Source organism: Methylobacterium oryzisoli (assembly GCF_046557895.1).
In the GTDB taxonomy this organism is placed as follows: Bacteria; Pseudomonadota; Alphaproteobacteria; order Rhizobiales; family Beijerinckiaceae; genus Methylobacterium; species Methylobacterium oryzisoli.
The window spans coordinates 47,964-63,453 of record NZ_JBKIBX010000027.1 but is presented as its reverse complement, the minus strand read 5'-3'; the positions used below and the strand labels follow the sequence as shown (position 1 = coordinate 63,453).

At 72.6% G+C, this 15,490-nt stretch carries 19 protein-coding genes; 9 read left to right on the top strand and 10 right to left on the bottom strand.

The window, feature by feature from the left end; all coding sequences use genetic code 11:
• Window positions 1-363, top strand: a 363-nt coding sequence (locus tag ACKUB9_RS22435) for a TIGR02301 family protein (protein WP_410825912.1), incomplete at its 5' end; no start/stop codon positions are given.
• Between the two features lie 104 nt (window positions 364-467).
• Here ACKUB9_RS22435 and ACKUB9_RS22430 read toward each other — a convergent pair.
• Window positions 468-704: a hypothetical protein gene (locus tag ACKUB9_RS22430; RefSeq protein WP_407526865.1), complete on the bottom strand. Its 237-nt coding sequence runs from the start codon at window positions 702-704 to the stop codon at window positions 468-470.
• Window positions 705-1,430: 726 nt separating this feature from the next.
• Here ACKUB9_RS22430 and ACKUB9_RS22425 point away from each other — a divergent pair.
• The 7 genes from ACKUB9_RS22425 to ACKUB9_RS22395 all read left to right on the top strand — a co-directional run bounded on the left by ACKUB9_RS22425 (window position 1,431) and on the right by ACKUB9_RS22395 (window position 7,649).
• On the top strand, window positions 1,431-2,177 hold the full coding sequence (locus ACKUB9_RS22425) for a hypothetical protein (RefSeq protein WP_407526863.1): 747 nt from the start codon (window positions 1,431-1,433) through the stop codon (window positions 2,175-2,177).
• A gap of 88 nt (window positions 2,178-2,265) precedes the next feature.
• A complete protein-coding gene (locus ACKUB9_RS22420; RefSeq protein ID WP_407526860.1) occupies window positions 2,266-2,502 on the top strand; it encodes a hypothetical protein in 237 nt (78 codons plus the stop codon).
• Between the two features lie 274 nt (window positions 2,503-2,776).
• On the top strand, window positions 2,777-3,172 hold the full coding sequence (locus ACKUB9_RS22415) for a (R)-mandelonitrile lyase (RefSeq protein WP_407526857.1): 396 nt from the start codon (window positions 2,777-2,779) through the stop codon (window positions 3,170-3,172).
• Window positions 3,173-3,186: 14 nt separating this feature from the next.
• Window positions 3,187-4,188, top strand: coding sequence for a P1 family peptidase (locus ACKUB9_RS22410; RefSeq protein ID WP_407526855.1), 1,002 nt, complete (start codon window positions 3,187-3,189; stop codon window positions 4,186-4,188).
• Between the two features lie 121 nt (window positions 4,189-4,309).
• Complete coding sequence (crcB, locus tag ACKUB9_RS22405; protein WP_407526853.1) at window positions 4,310-4,684, top strand: fluoride efflux transporter CrcB; 375 nt, start codon at window positions 4,310-4,312, stop codon at window positions 4,682-4,684.
• An 82-nt stretch (window positions 4,685-4,766) separates the two neighbouring features.
• Window positions 4,767-5,057: an Rdx family protein gene (locus ACKUB9_RS22400; RefSeq protein WP_407526850.1), complete on the top strand. Its 291-nt coding sequence runs from the start codon at window positions 4,767-4,769 to the stop codon at window positions 5,055-5,057.
• A 6-nt stretch (window positions 5,058-5,063) separates the two neighbouring features.
• Window positions 5,064-7,649 (top strand): sensor histidine kinase, encoded by a 2,586-nt coding sequence (locus ACKUB9_RS22395; protein ID WP_407526848.1) that lies wholly within the window; start codon window positions 5,064-5,066, stop codon window positions 7,647-7,649.
• On the opposite strand, the gene ACKUB9_RS22390 is transcribed toward ACKUB9_RS22395, so the two are convergent.
• The 8 genes from ACKUB9_RS22390 to ACKUB9_RS22355 form a co-directional block, all read right to left on the bottom strand.
• Window positions 7,605-8,042, bottom strand: coding sequence for an acyl-CoA thioesterase (locus ACKUB9_RS22390; protein ID WP_407526845.1), 438 nt, complete (start codon window positions 8,040-8,042; stop codon window positions 7,605-7,607). The genes ACKUB9_RS22395 and ACKUB9_RS22390 overlap by 45 nt on opposite strands.
• A gap of 88 nt (window positions 8,043-8,130) precedes the next feature.
• A complete protein-coding gene (locus ACKUB9_RS22385; protein ID WP_407526842.1) occupies window positions 8,131-8,376 on the bottom strand; it encodes a hypothetical protein in 246 nt (81 codons plus the stop codon).
• Window positions 8,377-8,390: 14 nt separating this feature from the next.
• The gene (locus ACKUB9_RS22380; protein ID WP_407526840.1) at window positions 8,391-9,506 is read right to left on the bottom strand and encodes a hypothetical protein; all 1,116 of its coding nucleotides are present in this window, start codon (window positions 9,504-9,506) and stop codon (window positions 8,391-8,393) included.
• A 224-nt stretch (window positions 9,507-9,730) separates the two neighbouring features.
• Window positions 9,731-10,000: a hypothetical protein gene (locus ACKUB9_RS22375; RefSeq protein ID WP_407526837.1), complete on the bottom strand. Its 270-nt coding sequence runs from the start codon at window positions 9,998-10,000 to the stop codon at window positions 9,731-9,733.
• A gap of 140 nt (window positions 10,001-10,140) precedes the next feature.
• Complete coding sequence (locus ACKUB9_RS22370) at window positions 10,141-10,965, bottom strand: aldo/keto reductase (RefSeq protein ID WP_407526834.1); 825 nt, start codon at window positions 10,963-10,965, stop codon at window positions 10,141-10,143.
• A 70-nt stretch (window positions 10,966-11,035) separates the two neighbouring features.
• Window positions 11,036-12,262: an ABC transporter substrate-binding protein gene (locus tag ACKUB9_RS22365; protein ID WP_407526832.1), complete on the bottom strand. Its 1,227-nt coding sequence runs from the start codon at window positions 12,260-12,262 to the stop codon at window positions 11,036-11,038.
• An 84-nt stretch (window positions 12,263-12,346) separates the two neighbouring features.
• Window positions 12,347-12,544 (bottom strand): DNA gyrase inhibitor YacG, encoded by a 198-nt coding sequence (locus tag ACKUB9_RS22360; protein WP_407526829.1) that lies wholly within the window; start codon window positions 12,542-12,544, stop codon window positions 12,347-12,349.
• A gap of 7 nt (window positions 12,545-12,551) precedes the next feature.
• Complete coding sequence (locus ACKUB9_RS22355; protein WP_407526826.1) at window positions 12,552-13,199, bottom strand: Maf-like protein; 648 nt, start codon at window positions 13,197-13,199, stop codon at window positions 12,552-12,554.
• A gap of 142 nt (window positions 13,200-13,341) precedes the next feature.
• Here ACKUB9_RS22355 and ACKUB9_RS22350 point away from each other — a divergent pair, with 142 nt between their 5' ends.
• Entirely contained in the window at window positions 13,342-13,797 is a 456-nt protein-coding gene (locus tag ACKUB9_RS22350) for a hypothetical protein (protein ID WP_407526823.1), read from the top strand.
• A gap of 175 nt (window positions 13,798-13,972) precedes the next feature.
• Here the strand turns inward: ACKUB9_RS22350 and ACKUB9_RS22345 are convergent, their stop codons facing one another.
• The gene (locus ACKUB9_RS22345; RefSeq protein ID WP_407526820.1) at window positions 13,973-15,424 is read right to left on the bottom strand and encodes a pilus assembly protein TadG-related protein; all 1,452 of its coding nucleotides are present in this window, start codon (window positions 15,422-15,424) and stop codon (window positions 13,973-13,975) included.
• Between the last annotated feature and the right edge of the window lie 66 nt (window positions 15,425-15,490).

Below are 15,490 nucleotides of genomic sequence, written 5' to 3'. Positions count from 1 at the left end.
TACCCCCCCCCCCCCAAGCCGGCCGAGAAGGAGGCGCCGCCCCCTCCCCCGCCGGACGTGCCCGCGCCCTACGACAAGGACCTGCTGCGCCTGTCCGAGATCATCGGCGCCCTCAGCTTCCTGCGCGAGCTCTGCGGCCAGGCCGACGCCGCCGAGTGGCCCGCCCGCATGAAGGCGCTCCTCGACGCGGAGGGGACCACCGCGGGCCGCCGCGACCGGCTCGCGGGCGCCTACAACCGCGGCTTCCGCGGCTACGCCATCACCTACCGGATCTGCACCCCATCCGCCCGCGAGGCGGCCACCCGCTACATCGCCGAGGGCGAGCGGCTGAGCGTGGCGCTGGCGGGACGGTTCGGGGGCTGAGGCCGGGTCCGCCCGATCGAAGCGGGCCGGGTCTCCGCCCGCGCGGCGAAGCCCCGGCGCCTGAGGGCGGAGCGCCGCGGGCGCTCCCTCCCGCTCGGCGGCGGTCAGAAGTTGCACTTCGCCGCCGGCACGGTGACGAAGCGGCCGGTGTTGGGGTTGTAGATCGCCTTCTTGCCCACCGCGCAGGCCCGGCCGTCGAGCCGGCCGTCGTCGTAGACCTTCTTGCCGGATTGTCCGTCGTAGATCGCGAAACGGTGCCCAGGGCGAGCAAAGCTCTCCGTGGCCATCGCCGAGAGGGCGGTCGCACCGATCAGGGCAGCGGTCATGATCTTGGTCAGCATCGTCGTTCTCCGTCGGATCGTGGGTGATGGTCGGTGGGTGTGACGATCAAGCTGCGAGATGGGGCTCATCATCTGTAGTGGCTCGGATGATGTGCTGATCTGTCCGCTTCCTGATGCTTGGGTTGTCTGTCCGGCTGCGTCAGCGCTGCCTGAGCAAAAGTAGTTATAGAGGATTTTTGCGAGATGACTGTGCGCTTCGGCACGTCCGACATCGAGGTGCGATTTCTCACGCAGTATACCGCAAGACGAAGGCCGATTCCGCGCAGAATTGTCCGACGCCTCCACGCTGGGGGTGATGGGCGTCGACGTCGGCCAGGTCGGATCGCTTCCTGTAAGACGAGTCTCGTGCGGCGGAGTCCGACATGAAGAGCTGCGAGGATGATGCCGGTTCTTAGACTTGAGAGAAGACCAACGAGAGAAGAGAGCGGACAGAATTGACGCTCGAGAGGACTATGCAGGAGCACGACATCCATATATCGTAAGGTCATCAGCCGCCGATCCCAAATCCGGGGAGCGCGTATGGCGCGGATGTTGCCCTTTGGACTCACGGTCATCCTGCTCTCCGCGGGTGCCGCTCTTGCGAAAGATGCGGCCGGTTTCGTCGATCTCGGTCCGAATGCGAGTCTCGGCGGCCGGCGTCTGCTGCCCGACGATTCTCCCTGGCATCGGGACATCTCGCGGAATCGCGTCGATCCGAGATCCGACCGGATCCTCGCCCGCATCGGATTGACCAAGACGCTGCATCCCGATTTCGGGACGCAGTGGGAGGGCGCCCCCATCGGCATCCCCTACGTGGTCGTCGGCCGGGATCAGCCGCGGGTGCCGGTGCGCTTCACCGACGCGCACGAGAGCGACCCCGGCCCCTACCCGATCCCGCCGGACGCCCCGATCGAGGGCGGACCGCAGGGCACGGGCGACCGGCACGTGCTGGTGCTCGACCGGGACCGCTGGGTGCTGTGGGAATTGTTCAACGCCCACCCCCTCGGCAAGGCGGGCTGGAAGGCGGATAGCGGCGCGGTCTGGGACCTGAAGACCAACCAGGTGCGCCCGCCCCGCTGGACCTCCGCGGACGCCGCGGGGCTGCCGATCCTGCCCGGGCTGATCCGCTACGACGAGGTGGTCGGGCAGAAGAGCCTGGACCACGCGGTGCGCTTCACCCTGAGCAGGACGCGCCGCGCCTACCTGCCGCCGGCCAGCCACTGGGCGAGCGACCTGCGCGACGACGACCTGCCCCCGATGGGCATGCGCCTGCGCCTGAAGGCCGGCTTCGACCTGTCCGGCTACGCCGAGGAGGTGCGGGTGATCCTCCGCGCCCTGAAGACCTACGGCATGATCCTGGCCGACAACGGCAGCGACATCTTCCTCAGCGGCGCCCCCGATCCGCGCTGGAACGACGATACCCTGCGGCAGCTGCGCCGGGTGCAGGCCAAGGATTTCGAGGTCGTCGAGATGACGGGCCTCGTGACCGAGTGACGCGATGCCGGGGCGGTCCGGTCGGACCGCCCGCCCCCACGCCTCACGCGGCGGCTCGTCCGAGCCGCCCGAACACCGGAGAGGACCGATGATGCGTGTGTTCAAGGCAATCGTGGCCCTGGCGGCCCTCGGGGCCGGCCTGGCGCTCGCCCCCAACGAGGCGGAGGCGCAGCGGGGGCGCTACTGCCGCGAGACCTACTGCGCCAAGCGCGCGCCGTTCGTCTGCAGGGGGCCGGTCGGCTCCTGCGGCTTCGCGCAGGGCCGCTGCCTCCAGACCGGAATCCGCCTGGTGGCCTGCGGTGGACGGCCCAGTCCGGTCCGGTAGGCGCCCGGCTTTCCGCATCGCGGGCGGCGGCGAGCCGGATCGCCCCCAAGGGCACCAGCATCTCCCTCGCCGCGAAACCGGGCCGAACCGGTGACGGCGCCTCGCGCGGGCATCCGACGCCGGACGAGCCCTGCACCGGGCGCGAGCCGATCCGGCTTCGCCCGGCCCGACCGCTCCGACTGGACGGACGCGCCCATCGGCCCAAGATCGGTGGTCTCTCCTGCGCCCCGCCGCGAGCCCGGCGCTCCCGCGAGGAGAGGATGAGGAGAGACCCATGGAGATCACGCGCAGCGGCGCGCAGCCGTCCACCCGGGGATCGGCGGAGTACTTCACGGGGTCGGTGCGCATCGATCCCCTGTTCAGCCATGCCGACCCGGCCCGCGTCGCGGGCGCCCTCGTGACCTTCGAGCCGGGCGCGCGCACCGCGTGGCACACCCACCCGCTCGGCCAGACGCTCGTCGTCACCGCCGGCCTCGGCTGGGCGCAGCGCGAGGGCGGGCCGGTCGAGGAGATCCGCCCCGGCGACGTGGTCTGGTTCCCGCCCGGCGAAAAACACTGGCACGGCGCCACCGCCGCCACCGGCATGAGCCACATCGCCATTCAGGAGAAACGGGACGGCCAGAGCGTGGAATGGCTGGAGCCGGTCGCCGACGACCAGTACAGCCGCTGACGGCGGACCGCCCCATGCGCAACACCCTCACGGACATCCCCGGCATCCGGGTCGGTCACGCCGACGACGCGCGGGTCGGCAGCGGCGTCACCGCGATCCTGTTCGACGCGCCCGCGACGGCGGCGGTCGACGTACGGGGCGGCGGGCCGGGCACGCGCGAGACCGACCTGCTCGATCCCGAGCGCACGGTGCCGGGCATCGACGCGCTGGTGTTTTCCGGCGGCTCGGCCTTCGGGCTCGACGCGGCCGGGGGCGTCACCGCGTGGCTGGCCGCGGCCGGGCGCGGCTTCCCGGTCGGTCCCGTGCGGGTGCCGATCGTGCCCGGGGCGATCCTGTTCGACCTCCTCAACGGCGGCGACAAGGCGTGGGGCGCCGAGCCGCCCTTCCGGGCGCTCGGCATCCAGGCCGCCGCGGCGGCGAGCGCGGCGCCGGTCGCCCTCGGCTCGGTGGGGGCGGGCCTCGGCGCCTGCACGGCCAACCTGAAGGGCGGGGTCGGTTCGGCCTCCGCCGCCGTCGAGGGGCTGGCGGCTCAAGTGGCGGCGCTCGTCGTCGTCAACGCCTTCGGGCGGGTCACGGTGGGCGACGGGCCGCATTTCTGGGCCGGCGCCTTCGAGGTGGGAGAGGAGTTCGGCGGCCTCGGCCCTGCCCCGCGCCTGCCCCCCGACGCCTTCGCGTGGCCGCGCGCGGCGTTGCCGGGCGCCAGCACCACGCTGGCGCTCGTGGCCACCGACGCCGCCCTCACCAAGGCCGAGGCGAGGCGCCTCGCCGTGATGGCGCAGGACGGCCTCGCCCGGGCGATCCTGCCGGTGCACACCCCCCTCGACGGCGACGTCGTGTTCGCGGCGGCCACGGGCGCGGTGCGCCTCGCCGACCCGGTGGGCGACCTCGCGCGGCTCGGGGACGCGGCGGCGCGCACGCTCGCCCGCGCGGTGGCGGTCGGGGTCCACGCCGCCACGGCCCTGCCCTTCCCGCGCGCGCTGCCCGCGTGGCGGGACCGGTTCGGGACGCCCGGATGAGGCTTCGACCGTGCGGCACGGCGCTCTAAGTCTTTGATTGTCCGCATTGTCTGCGACGAACCGGGATCCACTTCGTCGGAAAATGCTCTAGAACCCCCCCCGCAAAGGCGCGGGTCTCCTGATGCTCAACACGCTGGTGGTCTTCCTGGGCGCCGGGCTCGGCGGCGCGCTGCGGCACGGGGTGAACCTCGCGGCGGCGCGCCTCGGCGGCGACTTCCCGGCCGGCACGATGCTGATCAACATCGTCGGATCGGTGCTGATGGGCCTGCTCACCGGCTGGTTCGCCGTGCGGGGCGGCGTGGCGCAGCCCTGGCGGCTCTTCCTCACCACCGGCGTGCTCGGGGGCTTCACCACCTTCTCGACCTTCTCGCTCGACGCCTTCCTGCTCGCCGAGCGCGGCGCCCTGGGGCAGGCGCTCGTCTACGTCCTCGGCTCGGTGGCGGCCGGCATCGCGGGCGTGGCGGTGAGCCTCGCGGTGGTGCGCCATCTCGGCTGACCGCCCCGGAATCCGGGCGATCGCCCCGGCTGACATGCTTGTGTGGTTGACATCCCGGCCCGTTCGGGCCGGACTCCCGCCCATGACCGAACCCGCCGGGAAGCCCCGCGTCGCCATCACCTACTGCACCCAGTGCGGCTGGCTCCTGCGGGCCGCCTGGATGGCGCAGGAGCTGCTCCAGACCTTCCGGGACGACCTCGGCGAGGTGGCGCTGGTCCCGGCCGCGGGCGGCGCCTTCGCGATCACCTGCGGCGAGGCGCTGATCTGGGAGCGCACGCGCGACGGCGGGTTCCCGGACGTCAAGGCGCTCAAGCAGCGGGTGCGCGACGTGATCGAGCCGGGCCGCGACCTCGGCCACGTCGACCGGGGCTGAGTGCGCGTGGTCGGGCTCCGGGAGCGGTGGCAGGCCCTGCGCGAGCGCGGGCTCTCGACGCAGGTCTACCTCGTGGCGCTCGCCATCGCGCTGATCGGGCCGGGCCTGCTGTTCACGGCGGTGCTGCTGGTGCGCTACGCCAGCCTGGAGCGCACGCGCTTCGAGCAGGATGCCCGCGAGACCGTGCGCGGCATCGCGCTCGCGGTCGACCGGGACACGGCCGGCCTCGTCTCGGTGCTGCAGACGCTCGCCACCTCGCCGCGCCTGCGCGAGGGCGAGTTTTCCACCTTCGAGGCCCAGGCGCGGGCGGTGACCGGCACGCTGGGTCTCACCCTGTCGCTGCGCCGGCCGGACGGCGCACAACTCGTCAACACCGCCCTGCCCCCGGGGGCGCCGCTGCCGATGGCGAGCCGCCCCTACGACCCCGACATCATCGCCTCGCGCCGGCCGCTGGTGACGGGGGCGCAGCGCGAGGCGGCCGGTCCCCCGACCTACGCGGTGGCCGTGCCGGTGATGATCGACGGCACCCCCACCTACGTGCTCAGCCTCGCGGTCCCGGTGGAGCGCCTGCACCAGATCCTGCTGCGGGACGTCGATCCGGGCTGGACCACCGGCCTCATCGACCGCGACGGCGTCCTGCTCGCCCGCTCCAGCGACCACGCGGCGCTCGCCGGCCTGCCGATGTTCGAGGCGCTGCGCGGGCGCGAATCCGGCACGCCCGGCCTGTGGGAGGGCCTCGACCGCCAGCGCCGCCCGGTCCTGTTCGTCGAGACCCAGACCCGCATCACCGGCTGGACCGCCGCCGCCAGCATCCCGAAGGACCGCGTCGAGGCCTCGCTGCGGCGCTGGGTGATGGCCTTCGCCGGCTTCGGCCTCCTGGCGCTCGCGGTCTCCTCCGTCCTGGCGGTGCGGCTGTGGTCGCGGGTCGCCGAGCCGCTGCAGCTCCTCGCGGCGGCGGGCGACGCGCTGGCGCGCGGCCAGCCGGTGCCGCGGGTCTCGACCCCGATCCGCGAGATCCGCCAGCTCGCCGACGTGCTGGCCGATGCCTCCCAGAGCCTGCGCAGCCGCATCGGCGAGCGCGACGCCGCCCTGGAGGAGCAGAGCCGCGGCCTCGCGGCCCTGCGCGAGAGCGAGGCACGCTTCCGCCACATGGCGGATTCCGCCCCGGCCCTGATCTGGATGACCGACGCCGAGGGGCAGCTCACCTTCGCCAACATGCACTACGAGTTCCTGTTCGGCCGCCCGGCCGCCTCGCTGACCGGCGAGCGCTGGCGGGAGATCGTGCACCCGGACGACCTCGACGCCTTCGAGGCCGCCTTCCAGGCCGCCTTCGCGGCGCGCCGGCCGTTCCGCGCCGAGACGCGGGTCCACGACCGCAACGGGGCCGTGCGCTGGCTGCTCTGCGAGGGCGTGCCCCGCCTCGACGACCGGCAGCGCTTCCTCGGCTACACCGGCTGCAACGTCGACATCACGGAGGCCAAGCTCGCCGAGCGCGCGCTGCGCCAGGGCGAGGAGCGCCTGCGCCTCGCGCTCGCCGCCGGCCAGCTCGGCACCTGGGAGATCGACCTGCGCACCGGCGAGCAGCGGATTTCGGCCCGCTCGGCGGAGATCTTCGGCCTCCTGCCGCACGCCGCCGAGACCTTGCCGACCGGGACTCGGCCGACCGGGACTCGGCCAACCGAGCCTCGGCCGGCCGAGACCTGGATGCGCCGCGTGCACCCGCAGGACCGGCCCGGCCTGGAGGCGGCGCTCGCCGGGCTGGTGGCGGGCGCGAGCGATTACGGGGCCGAGTTCCGGGTGCAGATGCCGGACGGGGCGATGCGCTGGGTGAGCGCGCAGGCGGTGACGCAGCGCGACACCCTCGGCCGGCCCCGGCGGGTGATCGGCATCCACCAGGACGTCACCGAGCGCCGCCGCGCCGAGGACCACCTGCGCCTCCTGATCCACGAGCTGAACCACCGGGTGAAGAACACGCTCGCCACCGTGCAGTCGATCGCCATGCAGAGCCTGCGGCGCCTGCGCGGCCCGGACGCCGAGATCGCCCGCGGCGCCTTCGTGGAGCGGCTGATCGCGCTGGCGCGGGCGCACGACGTGCTCACCCGGGAGAGCTGGGAGGGCGCGGACCTCGCCGAGGTGGTGGCCGGGGCGATCGCCCCGCTCGAAGGCCCGCGCGGGCGCCGCCCGCGCTTCAGCACGGGCGGCCCGGCCCTGCGGCTGCCGCCGCGCATGGCCCTGTCGGTCGCCATGGCGCTGCACGAACTCGGCACCAACGCGGTGAAGTACGGCGCGCTCTCGGTGCCGGACGGGCAGGTCGCCATCGCCTGGAGCCTGGAGGGGCGCACCCTCACCCTGCGCTGGCGCGAGAGCGGCGGTCCGCCGGTGAGCCCGCCCACCCGCACGGGCTTCGGCTCGCGCCTGATCGGCCAGAGCCTCGCGCGCGACCTCGACGGGACGGTGACGCTCGACTACGCCCCGGAGGGGGTGGTCTGCACCATCCGGGCGCCGCTGACCGAGGCGGACGGGGCGCCGGCCCCCGCCCCGGCGCCGTCAGACGAGGAGCGGTTCGAGGACCGCCCGGAGCACGTCGGGTAGCGGGGCCGGGCGCTGGGTCGCCCGGTCGACGTAGACGTGCACGAAATGCCCCTGCGCGGCGGCCGTGTCGTCGTCCTCGCGAAACAGGCCGACCTCGTAGCGCACGCTCGACGTGCCGCGATGCGCCACCCGGATGCCAGCCGTCACCCGCTCCGGGAAGGCGATCGGCCGGAAGTAGCGGCAGCCGGTCTCGACCACGAGGCCGATGACGGGGCTGTGCGCGATGTCGAGCGCGCCCTCCTCGATCAGCACTTGGTTCACGGCCGTGTCGAAGAAGGCGTAGTAGACCACGTTGTTGACGTGGCCGTAGACGTCGTTGTCGCCCCAGCGGGTCAGGATCGGGACGAAGCGCCGGTAGGCGGCGCGGGTGTCGGGCGGGGAGCGGCCGGTCACGCGGGATCTCGCGAGCGTGGGGACGGAGGCCGACATGCGGCGACCCGCCCGGCCGAGTCAACGGCGCTCCGGCTCCCTGCGCCCGCCCTCAATACGCCTTGGCCCGGCCTGTCACGCGGACTTCCACGTCGTAGTCGCCGTAGTGGTCCGGCAGGGACTGCGCCGCCGTCGGGGTCGTGGCGAAGACCATGACGGCCCAGTCGTCGCCCTTGCTGTTGACGCCCAGTCCGATGGAGAGATCGTCGCGTCCCGCCGCATACTCGGATGCGAAGGCGTCCTTGGCTGCCTGTGCGGCGGGTTTGGATGCCAGCAGCTTGCCACGCTGTTCAGTCATGGGCGGCTCCTGTTTCAGGAATCAGTATAGATCTCAAGGTCAAGTGCTTCAGGGACAGCACGGATCGGGTTTGCAAAGGTCACGCCGTATCCGTTCTTCCCGCCCGTCTCGGTGCCGGCGAACAGCAAGGCCGCGGGCGAGCCGTCATCGGCGCAGATCAGCGAACCGCTGTCGCCGCCCGCCGAGAAAGGTCCGTCGGATCCTTCGATCACGATCTGGTTGTCGAAGCGCGCCAGACGCTCGCCGTGGCCGAGGGTCATGGCGACGACGACATTGTCGACATCGATGGCCACGACCTGTCCTCTCGTGAAGCCCGTCGTGCGTCCGATCTTCTTGACGGGATCGTTCGCCAGGAGGTCGACCGGAGCCTTCGCGATGGACCAGCGATTGCCGGGATCGCGCGGATCCTGCGCGATCGCGGCGTCGCACGTGACGCCGCCGATCAGGGATGCGAAGGCGCAATCGACGAGATTGCGGGTATCCGCCGCGAAATCAATCGGCACGAAATCGAACAGGGTCGCCGCCCGACTTTCGGCGTCCTTCCGGTTTCCGCCGTCTTTGCGCGCCTGCTGCAGGATGATGTCGCCGCGACTCGCCTGATTGGTATCGGCCAGGATGTGGTTGTTCGAAAGGATGCCGATCCCGCCGCCTTCATGCTTGCAGAAGCAGCCGATGGTCCCGGCCGACACGCGGTAGTGGCCCACGGATGCGCCGATCCGCAGGGGACGGCAACGGCCGGGATTCACGGCGCGCCGCCGGATTCGGCCGGTGTAGATGACCTGGGCCTCGCCCCGGGCGTGGCGCTGGGCCGCTTCGACGATCGGATGCTGCCGCAGGTCGTCGCGCTGGATGAAGATTCCGAGCTGCAGATCGTTCGGATTTCGGTTATGGTTCTCCGGCGCCAGAATTCCGAGTGAGATCAGATCTCGCGCGTCGCGTCGCTTTCTTTTCCGGCCATCGACGATGTTCTTATGCGCAGAGGTTTTCTGCATCGGCAGGAACAGAGGACTGGATCGACCTTCGACCGCGGCTGTCGGTGCGGCCTGATAATGAAAAACCTCCTCGAAAACTTCCGCTTTGGCGTTTCGCGCCCCATCCAGATTCATGTGCCGGTATTCCTGGAAAAACATGCGCAAATTACACAGGTATGTGACAGCGTAAAGCGATAATCATTGCTTAACGATAGGCGGAAATCTCTTTTCCATGAGGCGGGGTAACTTGCACGGCAAGGCTCGGCTGAGTTGGGCGCACCAGGTCAAAGGGTAGAGCGGGAGAGCGGCGCGGAACCGTTCGCGGGCGGCACACCACCGCTGCCTCAGGGCGGGTCGTGTCGCGGGGGCTTCGGCCCTCGCGGTCACGGCGATCCGCCGCGCCTCACCGCGTAGGGGTAGGCCCGCCCGCTCTCGTCGATCAGATCGCCGTCCGGGCCGGCGCGCCACACCACCTCGTCGCCGGCGGCGGGGCGGGCCGTGAGGGTGAGGCCGCGCACCACCCGCACCTCGCCGGGATCGTTCTCGGCGCCGCCGACGCACGCCTCGCCCTCGAGGATGCGGTCGATGTCCTCGCTGTCCGGCACGCAGGCGAACAGCACCTCGGCGAAGGCCAGGGCGTAGGTTCGCATCATCCTCTCCCGTTCTCCTCGGCGATGGCGCGAAGAGGGTGCAACGCCGTGCGGCGGGATCGGTTCGATCCGCAGCGGCGTGGCCCGGGACGGCTCCGGCGGCGAGGCCGCGGCGGCCCGAGCGCCGCGCCGGTGCGCGACGCTCAGCCGAAGGTGTCGGGGTCGGGCCCGATCCGGCCGTCCGGCGCGTCGAGGCCGGCAATCCGCGCGTGGTCGTCGGGGTCGAGGTGGAAGCCGAACAGGTCGGCATTCTCGCGGATGCGGTCGGGGGTCGCGGATTTGGGGATCGCCACGTGGCCGAGGTCGAGGTGCCAGCGCAGCACCACCTGGGCCGGGCTCCGCCCGTGCTTGGCGGCGATCGCCGCGATCACCGGATGGGCGAGCGCCCCGCCCTGGCCGAGCGGGCTCCAGGCCTCGGTGACGATCCCGGTCTCGGCGTGGAAGGCGCGCAGGGCCGATTGCTGGAAGCCGGGGTGCAACTCGATCTGGTTGACGGACGGCGACGAGCCGGTCTCGTCGATCAGCCGCGTGAGCTGCGCCACCGTGAAGTTCGACACGCCGATCGAGCGGGCGCGGCCCTCCTCGCGCAGGCGCATCAGCGCCCGCCAGGTCTCCACGAAGGCGTCCTGGCGCGGCACCGGCCAGTGCACGAGGTAGAGGTCGACATGGTCGAGGCCGAGGCGCTGGAGCGAGGCGTCGAAGGCCCGCAGCGCCGCGTCGAAGCCGTGGCCGTCGTTCCACAGCTTGGTGGTGACGAACAGGTCCTCCCGCGGCAGCCCCGAGGCCGCGATGGCGCGGCCGACCCCCACCTCGTTGCCGTAGGCCGCCGCCGTGTCGATGGAGCGGTAGCCCGCCTCCAGGGCGACGCCGACGAGGGCGGGCACCGTCTCGTCGGCGAGCTTCCAGACGCCGAAGCCGAGCTGCGGAATGCGCCGGCCGTCATTGAGCGTCACGCGGGGCTGCGTCATCGGGGATCCTCGGATCGCGGGGGGCGACCCGTCCGATCTGGCGCTCCGGGCGCCCCTGTCGAGGCGCCGCCTACTTCACGAGCGGGCAGCCGCCCTCGGCCATCGGCCGGAAGGCCTGATCGCCCGGCACGGTGGCCAGCAGCTTGTAGTAGTCGTACGGCCCCTTGCTCTCGGCCGGGGTCTTGACCTCGAACAGGAAGAGGTCGTGCACGGCCCGCCCGTCCTGGCGGATGGTGGTGGGGCCGAACAGGGGGTCGTTGATCGGCTTGTCGCGCAGCACCGCCAGCACCTTCTCGCCCTCGACCGTGCCCGCGTCGCGCACGCCGCGCAGGTAGGCGAGCGTGCTCGAATAGACGCCCGCGTGGTTCTCGGTGGGCATGCGCCCGCCCATCCGCTCGCCGAAGCGCTTGGCGAAGGCGCGGGTCGCGTCGGTGCGGTCCCAGTAGAAGCCGCTGGCGAATTGCAGGCCCTGCGCGGCCTTGAGGCCGAGCGCGTGGATGTCGGAGAGCTGCACGAACAGGGCCGCCACGCGCATGTCCGGCATCAGGCCGAACTCGGCCGCCTGCTTGACCGCGTTGATCATGTCGGCGCCGGTATCGGCCAGCGCCAGCACCTGGGCGCCCGACCCTTGCGCGGCCAGCAGCGGCGAGGCGAAGTCGCCCGCGTTCAGCGGGTGCTTGGTCGAGCCCTTCACGCTGCCGCCCGACGCCTTGAGGGCCGCGGTCGCGTCGCGCTCCAGCGCGTGGCCGAGCGCGTAGTCGACGGTGAGGAAGTACCACGACTTGAGGCCCCGGGCCGTGATGGCACGGGCGGTGGCCGAGCCCTGCGCCCAGGTGTCGGAGACCCACTGCACGGTGGTGGGCGCGCAGGCCTTGCCGGTGAGGTCCGAGGTCATCGAACTCGACGCGAGCGCGACCCGGTGGCGCTCGCGCATGAGGTTGGCCACCGCCAGCGCCACCGCGGAGTTCGGCAGGTCGACGATGGTCGAGACGCCCTCCTGGTCGAGCCAGCGCCGGGCGGTGCCGAGCCCGATATCGGGCTTGTTCTGGTGGTCGGCGGAGACGATCTCGACCTTGATGTCGCCCGCCTCCTTGGCGAAGTCCTCGGCGGCGAGCTGGGCGGCCACGACCGATCCGGTGCCGGCCTGGTCCGCGAAGGGACCGCTCATGTCGCTCAGCACCCCGATCTTGACCGGGCCGACGGCATCCTGGGCGGCGGCGGGGGCAACCGCGGCGAGGGCCGACAGGAGGGCGAGGCCGGCGGCAGCGGCTCCGCGCAGCGGCGAGCGGGACGACATCGGGATCCTCTCCGAGGTGAGCAGGGCCGGCGTCCGGCCGTGCGATACCCTATGTCAGGCTGCGCCCGCGGCGTCGATGGGATTTCAGGCCTCGGGCTCCTCGCCGTCCGCCACCGCATCCTCCGGGCGGCCGGGGATGGCGTAGCGCCCGCTGAACCAGCGCTGCAGGTCCACGTCGGCGCAGCGCTTCGAGCAGAACGGCCGGAAGGCCGGCGCCGCGGGCTTGCCGCAGATCGGACAGGGCGGCGGGACCTCCGTCCCGGAGGGCGTGTCGGCGGTCACGGCGCCCTCACGCGGCGGCGCGCCAGGCGGCGCGGACGGGGAACCCCTCCCCTTCGAGGAGCGCGATGGTCTCGTAGAGCGGCAGCCCCACCACCGCGCTGTAGGAGCCGACCAGCTTCACCACGAACCCGCCGGCGAGGCCCTGGATGGCGTAGCCGCCCGCCTTGCCCCGCCACTCGCCACTGGCGACGTAGGCGTCGATCTCCCGGGCGGCGAGGCGCTTGAAACGCACCCGCGTCTCCACGAGGCGCTCGCGCGACCGGTCCCGGGGGCCGGCGAGGCAGACGGCGGTGTAGACCCGGTGCGTGCGCCCGGAGAGGAGGCGCATGCAGGCGGCGGCCTCGTCGGCGACCTCGGGCTTGGGCAGGATGCGCCGGCCCACCGCCACCACCGTGTCGGCCGCCACCACGTAGGCGCCCCGCAGGTCCTCGCCGTGCCGGGCCGCGGCGAGCGCCACGTCCAGCTTGGCGCGGGCGAGCCGGCGCACCAGCTCCCGCGGGCGCTCGGCCTTGAGCGGCGTCTCGTCGAGATCGGCCGGCAGGAGCGCGTCCGGTTCGAGGCCCGCCTGCTGCAGCAGCGCCAAGCGCCGCGGCGAGCCGGAGGCGAGCACGAGCTTGGGCCGCGCGTCCGGCGGGGGCGGGGAAGCATCGGTCATGGTGCGCCCGGGCTCCTGCGGGTTGGGTAAGGTCGCGTGCGGGAGGTGCCCTATCTGGCGCCCTGCGTCCAGACGGGCCGGCGCCTTTCACCGATCCCGCGCTCGGCCGGATTCCGCCGCAGATTCGCCCCGGAGGCGGGGGATGCTGCCGATCCTCCAGATCCGCTCGAACCGGCCGGAACCCCGGATGATGAGATCCCTGCTCTGCGGCATCCTCTGCGCCCTGACCACGGCCGCGCCTGCCCTCGCCCGCGAGGTGCGGCCCGCCGCCCTCGTTCCCCTCGAGCGGGCGGCGACCGACTGCTTCGCCGAGACCATCGGCAACAACGCGGCGGCGCTGGCCCATGCCCGGACCGGGCACTGGTACGAGGCGGCGGGCGTGATCGGCTTCCTGTGCCGGCCCGAGGTCGATGCGATGATGCGGGCGCACGACGCCCGCTACGGCGAGGGCGCCGGCTGGCGCTACTTCCGGGGTGCCTACACGCGCCACCTCGGCCGCGAGCTGGAGGTGCGGCTCGCCCCGCTCCTGCAGACCAAGGCCCTGGCCACCGCCGAGCCGCGCGCCGACGCCGAGCCGTCCGCCGAACCCAAACCCTGAGGGCATCCCGGCCCTGACGGCGTACCGGCCGGAGGCGGCCGCGCCATCCTCATACCAACGGCCCAGGATGCTGACGCATCGGGCCGTTGAGCCATCTCGAATTTTCGACATCAAGCCAAGGGCTTGGCGAAAATTCGAGAGCGGAACCAACGGTCATTGGAAATGACCGTTGGTATCACTCCGTCAAGGCCGCGCTCGCGCTCCACGGGCCGAGGCCCTTCGGCACCGGCACGTCGGTGCCGCCGTAATTGGTGTTGATGACGAGGCGCGGCGCCTGCGAGAGGTCGATGCGGCGCGCCACCACCGCGGTGTACTCGGACTGGTCCGCCACCACCTGATTGGCGTTGACCACGAAGGTGCCGCGCGGGAGGTAGATCGTCCCGACGAGGCGCCGGGCGCTGTCGCTCTTGACCTCGAAGAGCCGGCCGGGCGCGGCGCCGCGGTCCTCGTGAAAGAGCAGGCCCGCCATGTCGCCGCGCAGCGGCGCCGTGATCTCCACCACCGAGCGCTGCCGGAACTGGAGCGGGCGCACCACCCCGTCCGGGTCGGGCGGCACCGTGCCGGTGAAGTAGAAGCCGACCTGCGTGCCCTTCATCGAGCCGATCGTGTCGAGCGTCACCTTCGCGAGGCAGCCGAGGCCGACGCTGACCTGCACCTCGCGCCCGCTGCAGCTCCCCGCGGCACCCAGCAGGGTGACGCCGACGTTCAGATCGCCGGGGCCGACGACGAGCGGCCCGTCCTTGATGACGTAGACGCCCGGGTTGAGCGTGACCTGGGCGCCCTGGTCGATGGTGAGCCCGCCGCAATAGGTGCCGGGCGAGAGCGTCCGCACCTCGCCGGTGACCTTGAGGTTGGTGTGGGTGCAGCCGCCGACCGGGGGCGCCACGCGCTCGGCCAGCGGGTCCTTGATCGGCGGGCAGGCCGTCACCGGCGCGGGCCGGAAATTGTGGGTGCCGCCCGCGTAGCCGCCCACCGCGCAGGCCTTGGCGGAGGTGACGACCGCGAGATCCTCGGCCTTGAGGGCGGAGGCGCTGGAGGACAGGGCGTAGACCGAGCAGCCCCCCGCCTCGATCCGGGCGAGGTTCCTGAGGCGCACCGCCTCCGCCCCCGCGGCGTCGAGCGCGACGACGCAGACCTTCACGGCCCCGAGCGCCTCGGCGGTGGCCGAGGCCGCGATGTCGGCGAGATGCGGCGTCACGAAGCGGCTCATGAGCGCGCGCCGGGGCTGGGTGAGCGTGACGGTGACGCCGCTCGGCGGCCGGGCGCGGCCGTCCGCGAAGGCCGGTTCGAACGGTCCGTTGGGGCGGGTGCGGGACACCGGCAGCGTGTGCACGGCCACCGGCCCGTCGCCCTCGGCGAGCCGCACCTGATCGCGCACCTGCGCCTCGGCCACCGACTGGATGCGCTCCTGGCTGGCGGACGAGACCTGCATGTCGGAGACGACCGCGAGGGCGGCGGCGTCGGCGGCCTTCTGCAGCCGCTGGGCCTGCGCCTGCCACGAGACGTAATCCACCGTCAGGCCCACGGCGCCGAACAGGAGCGGCAGCGACAGGGCGAAGATCAGGGCCACGTTGGCGGCGCGCTCGCGCGCGAAGCGCCGCAGGGCCGCAAGACCATCTCGGACCATTCCGCCGGGTTCCCGCCGTCGCGGAGCCGTCCCGCGCCCGCGGCGCGATGCAACCACGCCTTTCCT